The organism is Ruegeria sp. BA2 (assembly GCF_056539605.1).
The window spans coordinates 1-15,966 of the sequence record NZ_JBQFVE010000013.1 but is presented as its reverse complement, the minus strand read 5'-3'; the positions used below and the strand labels follow the sequence as shown (position 1 = coordinate 15,966).

Here is a 15,966-nt window from a genome sequence, read left to right as displayed (position 1 = left end):
CACGATGGAACGCAATAGTTCCGACGTAAAAAAGTCTGATCGGCCACGCCGGAAGCCGGCTGGGGCTGCCGTTTTGCAAGACACGGTGACGGAAGCAATCCAACGCGCGTTGTTCGAGGAATGGGCGGAAACGGGTTACTCTGCTCTTCGAATGGAGCGCATTGCGGCGCGAGCTGGTGTTGGGAAAGCAGCGCTTTACCGGCGTAGCAAGTCCAAGTTCGAACTGGTGACAGAAGCGGTGAAGTCAGCAGCCACTGGTCTTACCCCCATCCCGGATACAGGATCGTTTGAGACAGATGTTGCCAGGCTGATACGCCGGATGGCTGCCACTCTGCGCCATCCACTTGTGCGGCGGATCTTGCCTGACCTGCATGCCGAGCACGCGCGCTCTGATGAGTTGGCAGACTTGCTGGAAAGTGTGACGCGAGATCGCCGGGCTCAGGCAATGGTTATGTTGGACAGAGCTATTGAGCGTGGTGAGCTTTCAGAAGACGCAGATAAGGGCGTGGTGCTCGATATGTTCATCGCGCCGCTCTATTGGCAAGTCATCGTTCAGCACAGACCCGTCAAATCAGAAGACATCCAAAGATTTACCAGGCTAGTGCTAGGCGCATCGAATTGAGGACGACATATCGCTAGTTGGCATCGAGCAGTTCGGTTCCATAGGAGTTGTCAACTGTGCAAAGCCAGCCGCGAGCCTGGTCTTTTCTGAAAACATAAGTTGCACGACGGGTGACCGGCTCGGCTTCACCACCAATGTGAAGATGTGTTTCCATGATGACCAGCGCCGTGTCACCGCCCTCGATCACCTGCGCTTCCCCCTGTGTAACGGTCAGCGCATTTTTGAAGTGCTTCGCGATTGCCTCAAACGCTTTCCTAATTTGAGGCTTACCTTGTGCGATTTGACCAGGCTGAACGACCAGAACGGCATCATCAGCGTAAAACTCCATCAGTGCTTCAAAGTCTTCCGCGCTTATAGCCTTGTCGGCCTGTTTGATCAGACTGAGAACGTCGTGAGTACTCATGGCTGCTTACTACCACATTCACAGACGACTCTCGCAGCCCCGTTCTCGTTACCACGCAGCGTCAGCACCTCAACACCCGACTTGGTCACAACAACTGTATGCTCGAACTGAGCTGAGAGCTTCCTGTCTTTAGTGATGACGGTCCATCCATCATCCTTGGTCACAGTCTTGCCAGTACCTCTATTTATCATGGGTTCAATCGTGAAGACCATTCCTTCTCGTAGCCTCACGCCCGTTCCTGGCTTTCCGTAGTTCGTGACCTGAGGTTCCTCGTGCATCTTTCGCCCTATGCCATGCCCGCAGTATTCATGCACAACTGAGCACCGGTTCTTCTTCGCGTATTTCTCGATGGCGAACCCGATATCACCCACGTAAGCGCCCGGCTTTACTGCCTTGATACCCTGCCACATGGCCTGTTGGGCAATCTGCACAAGCCGCTTGGTTGCGGGGGCAGCATTTCCAACCAGATATGTTTTGCTCGAATCTGCAATGAACCCGTTCTTTTCCAGCGTGATGTCAAAGTTCACGATGTCCCCATCCTGAATGACATCCTCAGCTGACGGCACTCCATGGCACACGACCTCGTTGATCGAGGAATTCAGAACGTATTCGAAACCATACTGACCCTTGCTTGCTGGACGGGCCTCAAGGTCATTGGTGATGAAGTCCTCGACCAGATTATTGACCTGCAAGGTGGACATACCCAGAAAGTCTTGCTGATCCAGCATCTCAAAAACAGAGGCCAGCAGCTTTCCGGATACCCGCATCAGTTCAATCTCTTCCGGAGTTTTCACCATTTCTTTCACCTTTTCAGCTTACTACCAGGCTCTCAGCTCTGATGGTAACCACATTGCGTTTCGTTTTTGTTTCGGCGTCAAAAGACTGTTTAGGGAACCCAGTTTTGATGGGTGATCGCATAGTTTAGTGCTTCAAGATCTTCAGTTAATTGGCTGTATGAGATTGGTCCTCCCAGACATACTCTGACCGCTTCATCGGGCGCTCCCGTCACCGTAAACGCATTGCTCGGCATGATCCCGACTTGACGATTGGCCATGTGGCTCATCACGTCGGCTCGGCTCGACCCTTCGGGCAGCTTGAGCCAGATATTGAACGCGTCGTTGCTGCCGACGAAGTCTTGGTCCTGCATAATCTTGGCCGCAAGGTTCTGTCTGTGGTTCGCCTCCTTGCGGATGAACTTTTGCACCGCCGCGGCTGTACCATCCTCGATCCATCGCGCCATCAAAGCTGTTGTGATTGGTGACGCCATGACATTCGATGCCTGCACGGCCCGCGTGAAGTGGGTTTTCGACAGGCCAGATGGAACCACCGTAAGCGCAAGCCTCAAACCAGCACCCAGACATTTCGAAAGACCCGCGATGTACCACCCCAATTCTGGGATATTCTGTGAGATAGGCGGTGGCGCATCCGACGACACAAAACGACAAGCGTCATCTTCAATCAAAGGCAAACCGTAGTTGTCCAAAACGGATGCGATCTGCTCACGTCGCTCTGTTGGAATTGTAAGCGTCAGGGGATTTTGTAGCGTCGGGTTCAGGTACAGAGCAGAAGGCGCATGTTCTCGGATTGCAGCATCCAGCTCATCGGGGAGAATTCCACTGTTATCCGATCTCACGCCAACCAGCCGAATACCAAGTTGGGCAGCGATGGCACGAATGCCGGGATAGGTCACACGCTCACAGATCACGGTGTCTCCGGGCTTGGAGAGCAATGTCAGGATCGACAGCAAACTGGCATGTGCGCCTGGCGTGATGGCCAATTGATCTGCTGTGATGTCGATACCATTGATGGTCATCCAGCGCGCTGCGGTCTCCCGGTCTTGCCGGCTCCCGATAATGGATTGGTAGCGAAGTAGAGGAACGAGGTTCGCAGAAACATGTGTGAGACCTTGCTCCATACGGGCCACCAGAGCTGGATCATCTGGCTCAGGGGGCATGTTCATGTTTGGGTCTTCTTCCAGCGCGCGGCGCGGGTCCGCTTTTTCTGAAGTTTCTTCTGGTTTTCGGATAAACGAACCCCGGCCGACAAAGGTGTCGATATACCCTCGCTTCGCAGCCTCAGAGTATCCGCGAGAGACAGTTGTGAAATCCAAGCCAACAAGCTTGGCGACGCTGCGTTGAGGCGGAAGCCTGTCACCTGCATCAAGCACACCTGTCTCTACATCATGTCTGATCGCTTCAGCGATCTGGACATAGAGTGGTTTCCCGTCGTCGCGCAGATTCGGTGTCCATGACTTCAAGGCATCATTCCATTCAATATATAAGATTGTGTCTGTCACCTTTACCCATTTTACAGGCGTATTTCAACATATTGTCGCACTTGTCATCATATTGATTGGCTATTGATTGCATTATGTCTGAAGATGAGCTATCTGAAGCACGACCGAAGGAGATCAAAGATGTCCGACCTTGCAATTGACACCCACGACGACAGCGAAGAGCGCCCCATCAAACCCGCGATCATGAATGGGATGCGCCTCAAGTGCCCCAAGTGTGGGGAGGGCAGGCTGCTGCACAGCTATATCAAGGTAAACGATGAGTGCTCGAATTGTGGATTGGATCTGAGCCACCAGCGGGCAGATGACGGCCCGGCTTATCTTACGATCCTGATCGTGGGCCACCTCATGGGGTTCGCGCTGCACATCGCCTGGGTCACATGGCGGCCAGAACCCTGGGTCTTGGCTTTAAGCATGTCGGTCATCGCAGTCGTCGGTGCCTTGGCACTGCTGCCGGTCATGAAGGGCCTGATTGTTGGATACCAATGGGCCAAACGAATGCACGGGTTCTAGCCAGCCTACTTTTGCAGGCTGGCCATGCGCCTGTGGCTTGCTTCTGCTGCCAAGCTTCGAGGTCATGACGAACGACTTCGGTAATTGAAGCTGGAGGATTCCTTGATGGATTTGGATTTCTTTTCGCTTGAAGCGACAGGAAAAACGATTGCGGATCTCACATCAGCCGCACCCCTTCTTCCTGCGAGAACCCCTGTCAATGTGGCCTGGCTGAACGATGAGGATGATTACGACAGGCTGCGAACGGTGCGCCGGATCGACGATGCCGGACTGTTGCCGGTGCCAATATTTGCAGCTCGACGCCTTCAATCAAAGAAACACCTGTTTGACCTGACCGAAAAACTCCGGTTCGCCGGCGCACAAGGACAAGTCATGATCGTTGGCGGTGACCCATCTGATGCGTCGGGTCCGTTTAACACCGCGATGGATCTCCTTCGAACGGAGTGGATTGAAAAGTATGCGATCAAAAGAGTCACCTTGCCGGGCTTTCCTGAGGGAAACGCTGCCATAGGTTATCGTTCGGACGTGGCCCTACTGGAGCGGAAGGTAAAACTTTTGGAGTCCTACGGGTGCAGCGTGAGCATAACAACTCAACTTGCCTTTGATCCCGACAGAATTCTCAACTGGATCAGCCAGCTTCGAAACGTTGGTGTTAGCCAGCCGATCCAAATTGGGATACCTGGGCCGACCAAAAAGGATCTCCTGCTCAGGTTTGCACGCTCATTCGGGGTTTCGGGTGGCGGGTTGAACAACGTGAGTGACACCGTGGACGGGATCGTTGATTTCTCCCGTCTGGTCGGCTTGATCGAACAAGGATTGCAACGACGCAATTTGGCTGATGTTGCGGTTCACCTTTATCCTTTTGGTGACGTGAAGGTTGCCGTTGAGTGGCTTGCTGCGACTAAGGCGCGGCAAGTTCGGGACGCTTCGAGCAATATGCTAGCCTGAGGAAAAAGGCCGGCCATTGTGGTCGGCCATGCTGGGTATTCGAGAGGGCTTCTTCTGATTGTTGAAGCTGTCAAGCCGCCAGAGCGACCGAGTCCTTTCCGGCAGGGAGCCGAAGTGGGCAGCTGCTGTCAGTCACGGCTCTCCAGATTGCCTGAACGACATTTTCTGAGAAGGTGAACTCTTTCCCTTCGGTATTCATGAAAGCTGCCATGGTTTGCTCGACGAACGGCCTGTAGTCTTCAGGCGTGTCATTGGATTCTGACATCAGTGCCATTGCGTTCTTGCCAAAATTCGTTGTTGGGGCCTGACCTGGTAGAACGATATGGGTCCGGATACCCAGCGGAGCCAGTTCAAGGGCAAGGCATTCGGTGAAGGCGTTCACCGCAGCTTTGCTGGCCGTGTAGACCGAAGCCAGCGGCAGCGGTTTGAGTGTGACGCTGGAGGAGACATTCACAATCACCCCTGATCCCGCGGCGCGCATTTGTGGCAGCACCGCACGGACCATTTCCATGGTGCCGAACGTGTTGGTCTCAAAGATCCGGCGCAGGTTATCCGCTGAAGTGCCCTCAAAAGGGGAAAGCCAGCCCACGCCGGCATTGTTCACCAAGGCGTCGATGGGGCCAGCAGCGTCCACTGCCTTTGCAATACTCTCGCTGTCCGAGATATCTAATGGCAAGACTGTCAAACGATCCGAGGCCGGCAATAAAGTTAAATCTGGCTTGCGCATTGTTGCGATAACAGACCAGCCCTGTTCCAGAAGGAAGCGTGCCGTCTCCAACCCAAATCCCGAAGAACATCCTGTGATCAATGCGGTCTTCATGACGTTGTCTCCTATTTGTTGATGCCTTGAAGGTAGACGACGTCGTCAGTATTATATATAATCAATAATCCATTTCTTATTATCAATAGTCCAAAATGGCAGATCCATTCTCTGAAATCATCGCCCTCCTTCAACCCAAAGCATCCTATTCAAAGCTGGTGCATGCATCGGGGCCGTTTCGGGTGCATCGTGAGGATGTAAACGAGGCGTTTTACTGTTCTCTACTTGCGGGACGTTCATGCCTGGAGGTCGAGGGGAAAGAGGCCCTGGTCTTGAATGCGGGTGATTTTGTGCTGATCCCTGCGGTCAAGTCCTTCACCTTCTCAAGCATGGATCCTCCACCACCGGCTGATCTGGTCAACCACCCGGTGGAGGGGGAAGACGGAGTCTTCCAGCTTGGGGCGACTGATGCGGATCCAGAGGTTCAACAACTCGTGGGACACTGCACCTTTGCCAGCCCGGACGCTGATCTATTGATCTCTCTGCTGCCTGATCTGATCTTTGTTCGCGGTGAGGGTCGGTTGGCTGCACTTACGGGGCTTGTTCGCGATGAAGCGCGCGCAAACCGGCCGGCGCGAGATGTGATCGTCGAGAACCTATTGCAAGTCCTACTGATCGAAGCCTTCCGGTCTGGCGCGGACCCGGCACCGGCTGCTGGCCTATTACGTGGATTGGCAGACATTCGTGTTGGACCCAGTTTGCGAGCCATGCACGCGGCCCCGGCTCACGGTTGGACTGTTCAAGCTCTTGCAACCGAAGCCGGGCTATCTCGATCTGCGTTCTTCACACGGTTCGAAGGCGTCATGGGAATGCCCCCAATGAGCTATTTGCAAAACTGGCGGATGACATTGGCAAAACACATGCTCCGGGCGGGTAATCTCAGTATTGCCGAAATCTCTGCCCAGACCGGGTATGGGTCGTCCAGCGCCTTCAGCACCGCATTCTCCCGCTATGTGGGGTGCCCACCCGCGCGCTACTCAAAGGCTATAGAGACACATTAGTTTTTCCGTAGTTCCGTATTGGAGGGCTGCGTTTTACGACGCTGCCCTCCGGTTATTTTAGTTTATTCCTTGGCCCGATACTCTTCCGGCATCACAATCACCTCGTCTGCGCGACCATATCCACCGTCTTCGACCTCTTCGATCAGGACTATCGTGGTCGGGCGCACCACCTCCCCAAAGAAGCCGACCATCAGTTCTGTCGTTTTATGGATCAGGTCCTCTTTCTGAGCTGTCGTCAAAGAGTCCTGCGGGAGTTTGTAGTTGGCAAATGGCATTGGATTTTCCTTTCAGGTAGGTTTCAGATGACGCCGCCATTGGCGCGAAGTGTTTGACCACTGATCCAACGACCATCTGGCCCGGCCAAAAGCGAAACAGCAGCAGCGATATCTTCAGGCGTTCCGAGCCGGCCAAACGGGTTCATCTTCCTGATGTTCTCGATTACCACCGCGGGCTTGCCAGTCATGAATAGGTCGGTTCCGACCGGCCCAGGCGCGACAGCATTCACGGTGATGTCCCGTGAGCCCAGTTCTTTGGCCAGCACATGGGTCATCGCTTCCACAGCAGCTTTTGTCGCCGCATAGATCCCGTATTTCGGCTGATAGAGCCCGACAACACTGGAGGACAGACTTACAATCGCTCCGCCCGCGTTAAGTCGGTTGGCAGCCTCTCTCATGCCACGAAACACACCGCCAATGTTGATGGTGCAGTGGGCCTCGAAGTCGTCATCAGATGTAGATGCAATTGCACTCAGGCGCATAATACCCGCGTTGTTGACCAGAACATCGACGGAGTCGAACTCCTGTTCAGCCGCATCGAACAATCGTGGCATACAAGATGGATCAGAAATGTCACCCTGAACTGCGATTGCCTGGCCACCATCTTTTTTGATAGCGTCTACAACCTCGTTCGCTCCGGCCTCATCACTTGCAAAATTGGCAATGATTACATGGCCATCCTGAGCCAGGCGGAGTGCGATGGCAGCACCAATCCCTTTGCTGGCGCCAGTTACAATTGCGGTTCGTTTTGCTTGTACCATGTCAATCTCCTTTCTGTTTGAAGCGAAGATAGACGGGGACCTGATCCAGATAATGTGTCTTGAATTGGAATGACAATTCGGTAAAGGCGAACAATGATTGATCGACTTGAAACCATGCGGCTTTTTGTTCGGGTTCTGGAACGCGGAAGCTTTACAAGGGCCGCAGCGGATCTGAATATTCCGCGGTCTACCGCAAGCGAAGCCATCCAAAGGTTGGAGCGTGACCTTGGAAGTCGACTGCTGGATCGAACGACACGCCACGTGGCCCCAACACCAGATGGGCAGGCCTATTACCAAAGATGCGCGGCTATTTTGGGTGATATTGAAGAAGCTGAAGGCGCATTGCGTGGGCACGAACCGTCAGGTCTGCTTCGCATAGATGCCCCAGGCACTCTGACACGGGTCTTTCTCCTACCTCACTTGACTGACTTTCTCGCAAAATACCCCAAGATCACCCTTCAACTCGGCCAGACAGAGCGCCTGGTGGATCTAGTGCGCGAGGGTGTTGATTGCGTCATCCGTGCCGGCGTTCCTGATGATAGCGGAATGATCACACGGCACCTGACAGATCTTCCGGAGATCACCTGTGCGAGTCCAGAGTATCTGGACAAGTTTGGCACTCCAAACTCCGTTGATGACCTGAAGGGTCATCAGATGGTTGGCTTTCTGTCTTCTCGCACCGGCGCCGCAATGCCGTTGGAGTTCAAAATTGGAGACAAGATTAAGGATGTAACGTTGCCTGCACTGGTTACAGCGAATGACGCGGACACAGTGCATCATCTGATCCGAGACGGGTTGGGGATTGGACAAGCGCCGAAATATCGTTTTCTGGAAGACTTGAGAGCGGGACGCCTTGTAGAAGTTTTAACGAAAGCTCCACCATCGCCCACGCCGCTGGCTGCTTACTATCCACAAAACAGACAGCTCTCTCCGCGCGTCCGGGTTTTCCTCGATTGGGTCGTTCGAATTTTCGATGACGCCGCGCTTTGACAAAATGGCCGGGGCCGTCCTCTCGACTTTGCAAAGTCCGCTAACTGCGCTTTCTGTAATTCGGGCAACGCGCGGCATCGGCCAAAGTGGGCTCGTTGCCGCCTCTCGCTACTTTACAAATCAAAAACCGGTCGCAGCCCGAAGCAGACATTCAAAACTAGACTTGCCAAAGTAAATTTCAATTCTGTTTCTGGCCTGACAACGAGACCAATCGCGTCCACGGCTGGCAAGCAAAACGAAGCGATCTGCACGGGTATCGTTCAAATCTGTTCCCGAAGAAGAGTAACTGTTTCTTTTGGATGAGCATCCAGTAGTGCAAGGAGCTTATACGCTGGTCCTCCGGGGCGGCGAGCGCCGCTCTCCCACAACTTGTAACCAGATTCGCTCATCCCGATAAGTTCGGCCATTTCCGCCACGGTCAATCCGGCCTTTTCGCGGACTTCAAGCGGTGTAGCCACGGGCTCGGAATTGGTGTCCGAACGGGCGCCTTGCGCCGGATCAACGGACACAAGGCTGGGATCCGGTCCTGTCATCATCTGCTCCCTGTTATTGTCGTTTGAGGCATGGCCATAGGTCATGCTTGAAGTTCGCATTTGCGCAGATGTCAAAGTCTGGCGCGCAGGCGTTTTTCAACAGTGCTCAGCCTGCGGGTGGTCTGAGTCATATCCGTCCGGAGGCTCCGAATTTCATCAAGGATGCCTTGAATATCCTCCGATCCGGAAGTGGTATCGGTTGGTTCAAGCACACCTTCCCCCTCACCGCTCAGAAGCCAAACCAGAGAGACCCCAAGAATGCCGGACATCATCTGCGCCTTGTTTGCACGTGGCTCGGTACGGTCTTCTTCCCATCCCTGTACGGTCTTCAGTTTGACGCCCAGGCGACTGGCAAGCTTCTTTTGCGAGTATCCAACGGCTTCGCGCGCGGCGACGATCCGGTCGCCCAGAGTTGCCGCTTCATCACCGTAGTATGAGGTGTCGTTTGATATAGTCGTGGCTACGTTCATTCTGCTCTCTCACTTTGGTTGAAAATGTCGTGGCGCGGTCAGGCCGCGAGTTCGCTACGATCCGCAAGACGGATCGTCACAAGATTGCTGTTTTCATGACGGCGATATGGGGTCAGCGCCTGCGTGATGAAGGGTTGGATATCCATCCGGGACCGCTGCCACCGCGCAAACCTGCGGAACAAAGCCCAGGTGCACTCGTCGCTGGACGTAATCACAGTCTGAACACGGGTGACATCGGTGCAGACGTCCCGACGCATCACCTGCCCCAACATCAGCGACGCAAGACCCTTGTCCGCCTCACCCTTTGAAACGCCGACCCGCCAGATAAACAGGGTTTCCGTGTCATATGGCAGAACATAAGCCAGTATCGCGCCGACCAGGTCTCCATCCAGTTCTGCAATAACCGAGAATTCTTTGTAGTCATCAAACGCCGCCAGTTCACCAAGCAAGTCACCAATAGCTTGCTGATCCCCGGTACTGGCCAGCAAAGACACAGCTGCACCGTCTTCCGGCAAAGGGGGACGCAAAACCGGAATAGGTTGTTCGAACAACTCCAAAGAATGCTGCATGTACTGCTCCATCAATAAACTTTGATTAGCTAAGTAACACAGCGGCATCAAAACTTCAAAAGGCGAAGCGAAATTCTACCGAAACGTCATAAATCTACCTATTTTGCGATATTTTAATTTGCAAGGCTAATTATCTTGCGCTCCGTTAACGCTTGAGCAATCAATACAATTTTGACAATCTCACTCCATTCGAATGCGGAGTAGATACATGGATCGTATCGACAGCAGCCTTGTCGCCCTGCGCCGAATCCTGCGCGCCACCGAGATATCCGGCCGGGAACTGGCGCAATCCGCAGGGCTGACTGCGGTGCAACTTCGTGTGCTGCAAGTGATTGGCGAAACCGGGCAAACCACGGCCAAAGCAATTTCAATGCGCATGCATGTCAGCCAGGCCACTGTCACAGCACTGGTGGACAAGCTGGTCTCGGGCGGCATGGTCGTGCGCGAGAAATCCCTGACCGACCGACGGCAGACCAACATCCTGATCACGGATCGCGGGCGGCAAACCCTTGAGGACGCCCCTGATCCGCTGCAACAGCTCTATGTGCAGCGGTTCAAGCAGATGGAGGACTGGGAGCAGGCGATGCTTGTTGCCGCGCTCGAAAGGGTTGCAACGATGCTGGACGCCGAAGATCTTCAGGCCGGCGCGATCCTGACAACTGGCGATTTGAACAAGACGGAATGACCGACCCTCTTCGCGTATCTTTTTGTTAAGGCTTTAATCAAGAAAGGATTTGGCGGCATGAACGGAGTCGTCGTCAACTTGGTCGCTTTTTCATTGTCACATATTAGTTGCTCGCTAGAAGCCAATCCCTCCTTTTGGAACCAGACTTCCGCTTTGGGCTGCTTCTATCCAATCGAGTTGAACACCAACAACGGTCAAATCATATGAGCAGGCGTCCATCTGAAGAGGCTTTTTTCATATTCAGTAATTGAATTCGAAAGCCACTTCTGAAACACCTTTGCCGCTGGGCGAACTGGTCCAGGCAGCGTGACGAGGTGATATCCGATCTGAGGGATTGGATCATCAAATAGCGCTACGAGATCTCCAGACTTCAATTCATCAGAGATGAATGCCGGAACCGTCGCCCCGACACCATCACCCCGGCGGATTCCATCAAGCAGCATGTTGCCCGGCAAACGAACAACTCTCCTATCGGCACCGGGTGGCACTCCAACCTTTTCCAACCACAGGTCAAATTCGACCGAAGCCTGTTCCTGAAGAAGAGTAAAGTCGAGCAACTCAATTGGGCCTTTGAGTACCCGTTCCCCAATCAATTCTTTTGCAGCAACCACTGTCAGACAGCCAGGTAGCAACATCTGCGAGACCAGTCCCGACCAACGCCCGGTGCCGTATCGAATGGCTATGTCAATGCCCCCTGGTTTGAGGTCGACTGCCTGGATTGTTGAGTCGATCCGAAGTTCGATATCCGGAAACTCCTGAACAAACGTCGATAGTCGCGGCATAAGGAATGCGCTTGAAAACATCGGTGTCGCACTGACCACCAGTGGGCGAACCGCCTCTGCACTTGATATGCTCTCAGTCAGGGACGCCATTGAGGCGAATGCTTCATGTAAACCCGCCGCTAAGAATTCCCCCTGTGCGGTCAGAGCGATACCGTGTCGCGTCCGAGAAACAAGCTGGGTTCCCAGATGCTGCTCCAGTCCTCGGATTTGTTGGCTGACCGCGGAATGGGTCACATTCAGCGCCCCTGCTGCGCGGGTCAAGTTTCTAAACTCTGCGGCGGCGGCAAAGGCTCTGAGAGACGTCAACGAAGGTAACGTGTGCCAATCCATAAGTCAGAAAATCTTACAATACAGAAAAATTTACAACTACGCGATTTCTCAATTCTCACGCATGTTGACGTGAAACACCAATGACCAGAACAGGAGGGAACCATGGCAACGCTTGCGGTACTCGGATTGGGCAACATGGGTTCTGCGCTGGCGCATTGCCTGCTCAAATTAGGTTACAGCGTCTGCGTCTGGAATCGGACACCTGAAAAGACAAAATCGTTTGCAAATGCAGGTGCAGTTATTTGCGCATCGCCGGAAGATGCTGTTGCCGCGTCCGATTTCGTCATCGTCTGTATCAAAAGTCACAAGGAAACTGTCGATTTGATCAGCGGTCTAAGTGTATCGTTGAAGGGGAAAACAATCTGCGACATGAGCACCGGCGACACGTCCGATGCTGATTCACTGGTCTCATTTCTCAGCGAAAAAAACGCAGACTACATGCTGGGCATGATCAATGCATACCCTTCCGGCATCGGTAGCAGCGACACCACCATCCTTACCGTGGGCAGTGCCGGAACTTGGGATCGCTACGGCGAAGTGATAAGGTCTCTTGGGGGAAAGTCCGCTCAAGTCGGTGAGAAACCCGCAGCTCTTGCAGCACTTTTTGCTGGTCTCTTCACTGTCCGGCAAGGGTTCATGTTTGGGATGATTTACGGCGCACTGGTTTGCCAGAAAGCTGGTGTTCCTATGCAGGTCTATGCCGATCAACTTCCTGCGACGATCAAGCTGGTAAATGACTACCACGATCTCTTTGTCCGTACCGTTCCAACCGAGGACTATGACGACGCCGAAGCCTCGTTGAAAGTCTACGCATTGGCCCAAGAGGACGCGCTAAAGACCTGCGTTTCTCTGAATGCACCGGCTGATTTTATCCGAATGATGCATGACCGCACAAAAGCGGCGTGGGCGGATGGATATGGGGACAAACAATTGACCTCGTTGGTCGAGCACATGGCGGACGCCGGATAACGTCGGGCGATTTCTGTCAGAATGGTCGTTCGACTTGGACAAAAAACGGCTGCAAAGCTGCATACACGGGATTGCGAAGTTTCGTCGCCAATGTCTGGTTTGGGCTGGACCTGCCAATAATGCATTTGGTCGCGAACGGAGGCATCGAGCCCAAAGTGTATGAAGCAGCAAACTGAACCAAAAGTCCGCTATCAGTCGGACAAAGCAGGGCGGCCGAAGCAGTAAGTTGATCCGATTGGTTTTGTCTGGCATGAATTGAGCTGGTGGGCTCGGACGTTGGTTTGCGCCCGGAGAGCCTATTCAATCGGACAATGAAACAACCGCAAACTCAGTATGCATTCGCAGACGACATTGCCATCGCGTACCAGGTGATTGGCGATGGACCTATAGATGTTGTGTATAGCCAAGGTTGGCTGACCAATATCGAATATGCTTGGCAAAGCCCGCACTATGCGAGTTTTCTATCCAAACTCAGCCGGTTTTGCCGACTGATTTTCTACGACAAGCGTGGGACTGGTCTTTCTGAGCGCAATGTTGGTTTTCCAACGCTGGAGCAACGCATTGAGGACATCACCGCTGTGCTCGATGCCATCGGTTCGGATCAGGCAGTGTTACTTGGTGTATCAGAAGGCGCCAACATAAGTGCATTATTCGCAGCTACTTACCCAGAGCGTACACGAGCTGTCATATTGAGTGGAACATCAGCTAAAGGTAGTTGGGCTCCAGACTACCCTTGGGCGCCGACACAGCAGGCTACTGAGAATACGATCAGCTATCTCCGCGAAAACTGGGGAAGTGCATTTGGGCTCGATGAAGCCGCGCCAAGTATGGCAAAAGATGCTGAGGCATGTGAGTGGTGGGGCGGCTACATGCGCAATTCTGCAAGTCCAAAAACTGCGGAGCTAATAACCCGACTGAACGCTGAGCTCGACATTCGTGAAATCTTACCACTGATCGATGCCCCTACGCTCATAGTTAATCGCGAAAATGATGTCTGGCACCCAAAAGATGAGGCGCGATTTGTGGCCGACCTTATACCCAATTCAGTTTTGAAATTCGTTCCCGGCGTTGATCACCTGGTCTGGTATGGAGATCAGGACCGGGTGATAAACGAAATCGAAGAGTTTGCGACGGGACAAAAAACCGTCACTCCGAGCGAGCGGGTGCTTCTGACGATATTGATGACAGATATCGTAGGTTCCACAGAATTAGCCGCCAGTTTGGGTGATGACCATTGGCGTGCCTTGTTAGACCAACATGATGAGATCGTGCGTCGACAGCTGGAAATTTACGATGGCTCTGAAATCAACACTACGGGGGATGGGTTCATCACCGCTTTCACAGGACCGACGCGTGCAATTCAGTGTGCTAACGCAATTAACTCTGACTTGGCCAATACCAAGTTAAAAGTGAAGGCCGGTATCCACACTGGAGAATGTGAACGACGTGGCGGTGATATTGGCGGGCTGGCAGTTCACATTGCAGCGCGAATTATGGACACTGCATTACCGAGCCAGATACGGGTTTCAGGCACAGTGAAAGATCTGGTCGTTGGCTCCAAGCTCGAGCTTGCATTCATCGAAAAGCAATCACTCAAGGGTCTGCCGGGAGAGTGGTCATTGTATGAAGCCCATCAGGAACTTCATTGAAGCTGATCGCGAAGATGAGTTGATGAGTGCTAGGTTGAGTTTGGTACTTTCAATCCTAGCAGCTTCCTGGGTAAAGCTGACCTTTTTCAACACGCTCTGAATGACAGGAATTTCCGCTTCTCGGGATTTGCAAATGGGCCGATCACACTGCGGTATCAATGTGCCCAGAATTCCTGTCTCATCATTGTGCCTTAGTACCCGAAATTGGCCCGTGAAGCAGACTTTCAAAGCAACGCGTTCGTGAAGCTGCACTCAGCATCGCAGAACTCAGTTTCAACCAGTTCGTTAATAGCTCCGTTTCAAATTTGGTATCACGCTGCATTTTTCCTCTCAGTTACTCTCTAAGCCACCTGGTCATTCACCGGTCTCAAAAATTGATCATCTCCGTAGCCCACGCTTCGTGACGAGGGTGCGTCCTTGACTCTTCACAGAGTAGGAACCAGAAGAGTGTATTGGGAAGATTTATTCGTCGCCGCGATGCTGCCGGCTTCGATGACCCAATGGCCTTCAGACTAACTGTAGCATGTGCCCCAGCATAGGAACGGGTTTCGCTGGGGTCTTCGCTATGAGCTCGTTCCTCGCAAGCATTTGCAACTGTCACCTGACGTGCTCCAGTCATCGCGTGACCCATGAAAGAAGGCACCGTATGAACAACACACGGCTCTTAAATTGCGTGCTTGATGCCCGATAGATCAGGTCTCAGGCTCCGTTTCGACCATTCATTCATCGTGTTTGCTAGCTGCATTCTTTGTTTGATCCCGACACTTTTGGTGTTTCTCTCAGGAACGCAACTTCCTGCTCAGGTCGCGGGCAATGCCGATGGGTCTGTTTGTGACGAAGGTTTCGAAAACAAGAACGGATCCTGCCAAAGAACAGACTTACCAGAAAACGCATTTTTGACGGGTAGCGCCTATGGCAGCGGCTGGGAATGCAATCACGGTTTTCAGAATGTCGGAGAATTCTGTGAGGAAATAAGAGTTCCTGAAAATGCCTATCTTGCATCAACCGGAGATCAGTGGGAGTGCAATCGGCTGTTCCAGCGTGTTGGAGAAGAATGTGAAGAAGTGATTTCGCCTCAAAATGGGTACGTCGAAACACGGTTTGGCGTGCAGGAAATACACTGCAACTGGGGATTTCGTAAGGAGAACCAGGATTGTGTTGCAATAGAGGTCCCAGAAAACGGTCGTCTGAGCGACAGAGGAAGCTCGGATGGTTGGGTGTGCATCAGAGGTTACAGGGCAGCGGATAGCGGCTGTGAGCCTGTGGCAGTTCCACAGCATGCATACCTCGCGCCTGAAACTTATTCCGGATGGAAATGCGAACGTGGTTTTCGCGCAAACCGGGACAAGTGCG

Annotated in this window: 18 protein-coding genes and 1 pseudogene; 9 read left to right on the top strand and 10 right to left on the bottom strand. The window is 53.1% G+C overall.

Annotated elements, in window-relative coordinates; genetic code table 11:
• Positions 1-4 precede the first annotated feature (4 nt).
• Positions 5-622, top strand: a complete 618-nt coding sequence (locus tag ACR0NN_RS20390; RefSeq protein ID WP_170723685.1) for a TetR/AcrR family transcriptional regulator — start codon at positions 5-7, stop codon at positions 620-622.
• 13 nt (positions 623-635) lie between these two features.
• On the opposite strand, the gene ACR0NN_RS20385 is transcribed toward ACR0NN_RS20390, so the two are convergent.
• The 3 genes from ACR0NN_RS20385 to ACR0NN_RS20375 all read right to left on the bottom strand — a co-directional run bounded on the left by ACR0NN_RS20385 (position 636) and on the right by ACR0NN_RS20375 (position 3,282).
• Entirely contained in the window at positions 636-1,025 is a 390-nt protein-coding gene (locus tag ACR0NN_RS20385; RefSeq protein WP_170723684.1) for an SgcJ/EcaC family oxidoreductase, read from the bottom strand.
• Positions 1,022-1,822, bottom strand: a complete 801-nt coding sequence (map, locus tag ACR0NN_RS20380; RefSeq protein WP_170723683.1) for a type I methionyl aminopeptidase — start codon at positions 1,820-1,822, stop codon at positions 1,022-1,024. Before map ends, ACR0NN_RS20385 begins: the two co-directional genes overlap by 4 nt.
• Positions 1,823-1,911: 89 nt before the next feature.
• Complete coding sequence (locus ACR0NN_RS20375) at positions 1,912-3,282, bottom strand: aminotransferase-like domain-containing protein (protein ID WP_170723682.1); 1,371 nt, start codon at positions 3,280-3,282, stop codon at positions 1,912-1,914.
• Positions 3,283-3,441: 159 nt separating this feature from the next.
• Between ACR0NN_RS20375 and ACR0NN_RS20370 the strand changes: the two genes are divergently transcribed.
• Together ACR0NN_RS20370 and ACR0NN_RS20365 are read left to right on the top strand one after the other, a co-directional pair.
• Positions 3,442-3,831: a DUF983 domain-containing protein gene (locus ACR0NN_RS20370; RefSeq protein ID WP_170723681.1), complete on the top strand. Its 390-nt coding sequence runs from the start codon at positions 3,442-3,444 to the stop codon at positions 3,829-3,831.
• 105 nt (positions 3,832-3,936) lie between these two features.
• Positions 3,937-4,779: a methylenetetrahydrofolate reductase gene (locus ACR0NN_RS20365; RefSeq protein ID WP_170723680.1), complete on the top strand. Its 843-nt coding sequence runs from the start codon at positions 3,937-3,939 to the stop codon at positions 4,777-4,779.
• A 70-nt stretch (positions 4,780-4,849) separates the two neighbouring features.
• Here the strand turns inward: ACR0NN_RS20365 and ACR0NN_RS20360 are convergent, their stop codons facing one another.
• Positions 4,850-5,599 (bottom strand): SDR family oxidoreductase, encoded by a 750-nt coding sequence (locus ACR0NN_RS20360; RefSeq protein ID WP_480685413.1) that lies wholly within the window; start codon positions 5,597-5,599, stop codon positions 4,850-4,852.
• A gap of 95 nt (positions 5,600-5,694) precedes the next feature.
• Here ACR0NN_RS20360 and ACR0NN_RS20355 point away from each other — a divergent pair, with 95 nt between their 5' ends.
• Positions 5,695-6,600, top strand: a complete 906-nt coding sequence (locus ACR0NN_RS20355; protein WP_170723678.1) for an AraC family transcriptional regulator — start codon at positions 5,695-5,697, stop codon at positions 6,598-6,600.
• Between the two features lie 62 nt (positions 6,601-6,662).
• On the opposite strand, the gene ACR0NN_RS20350 is transcribed toward ACR0NN_RS20355, so the two are convergent.
• Both ACR0NN_RS20350 and ACR0NN_RS20345 read right to left on the bottom strand, forming a co-directional pair.
• Entirely contained in the window at positions 6,663-6,875 is a 213-nt protein-coding gene (locus tag ACR0NN_RS20350) for a tautomerase family protein (RefSeq protein WP_170723782.1), read from the bottom strand.
• Positions 6,876-6,898: 23 nt separating this feature from the next.
• On the bottom strand, positions 6,899-7,636 hold the full coding sequence (locus ACR0NN_RS20345; protein ID WP_170723677.1) for an SDR family oxidoreductase: 738 nt from the start codon (positions 7,634-7,636) through the stop codon (positions 6,899-6,901).
• A gap of 93 nt (positions 7,637-7,729) precedes the next feature.
• Here ACR0NN_RS20345 and ACR0NN_RS20340 point away from each other — a divergent pair, with 93 nt between their 5' ends.
• Complete coding sequence (locus ACR0NN_RS20340; RefSeq protein ID WP_480685410.1) at positions 7,730-8,626, top strand: LysR family transcriptional regulator; 897 nt, start codon at positions 7,730-7,732, stop codon at positions 8,624-8,626.
• A gap of 260 nt (positions 8,627-8,886) precedes the next feature.
• Here the strand turns inward: ACR0NN_RS20340 and ACR0NN_RS20335 are convergent, their stop codons facing one another.
• From ACR0NN_RS20335 to ACR0NN_RS20325, 3 genes are all read right to left on the bottom strand, one after another.
• A complete protein-coding gene (locus tag ACR0NN_RS20335) occupies positions 8,887-9,159 on the bottom strand; it encodes a helix-turn-helix domain-containing protein (RefSeq protein WP_170583821.1) in 273 nt (90 codons plus the stop codon).
• A 71-nt stretch (positions 9,160-9,230) separates the two neighbouring features.
• Positions 9,231-9,629, bottom strand: a complete 399-nt coding sequence (locus tag ACR0NN_RS20330) for a helix-turn-helix domain-containing protein (protein ID WP_170583819.1) — start codon at positions 9,627-9,629, stop codon at positions 9,231-9,233.
• A gap of 38 nt (positions 9,630-9,667) precedes the next feature.
• A complete protein-coding gene (locus ACR0NN_RS20325; RefSeq protein ID WP_480685408.1) occupies positions 9,668-10,198 on the bottom strand; it encodes a GNAT family N-acetyltransferase in 531 nt (176 codons plus the stop codon).
• A 208-nt stretch (positions 10,199-10,406) separates the two neighbouring features.
• Here ACR0NN_RS20325 and ACR0NN_RS20320 point away from each other — a divergent pair, with 208 nt between their 5' ends.
• Complete coding sequence (locus ACR0NN_RS20320) at positions 10,407-10,883, top strand: MarR family transcriptional regulator (protein WP_170583814.1); 477 nt, start codon at positions 10,407-10,409, stop codon at positions 10,881-10,883.
• 194 nt (positions 10,884-11,077) lie between these two features.
• On the opposite strand, the gene ACR0NN_RS20315 is transcribed toward ACR0NN_RS20320, so the two are convergent.
• Positions 11,078-11,995, bottom strand: a complete 918-nt coding sequence (locus tag ACR0NN_RS20315) for a LysR family transcriptional regulator (protein ID WP_480685405.1) — start codon at positions 11,993-11,995, stop codon at positions 11,078-11,080.
• A 102-nt stretch (positions 11,996-12,097) separates the two neighbouring features.
• Between ACR0NN_RS20315 and ACR0NN_RS20310 the strand changes: the two genes are divergently transcribed.
• The 3 genes and pseudogenes from ACR0NN_RS20310 to ACR0NN_RS20300 form a co-directional block, all read left to right on the top strand.
• A complete protein-coding gene (locus ACR0NN_RS20310) occupies positions 12,098-12,964 on the top strand; it encodes an NAD(P)-binding domain-containing protein (RefSeq protein WP_170583810.1) in 867 nt (288 codons plus the stop codon).
• A 311-nt stretch (positions 12,965-13,275) separates the two neighbouring features.
• Positions 13,276-14,613 carry an adenylate/guanylate cyclase domain-containing protein gene (locus ACR0NN_RS20305; RefSeq protein WP_170723675.1) on the top strand — a complete coding sequence of 446 codons (1,338 nt, stop codon included), beginning with the start codon at positions 13,276-13,278 and terminating at the stop codon, positions 14,611-14,613.
• Between the two features lie 752 nt (positions 14,614-15,365).
• A pseudogene (locus ACR0NN_RS20300) lies at positions 15,366-15,966 on the top strand (hypothetical protein); the annotation flags it as partial.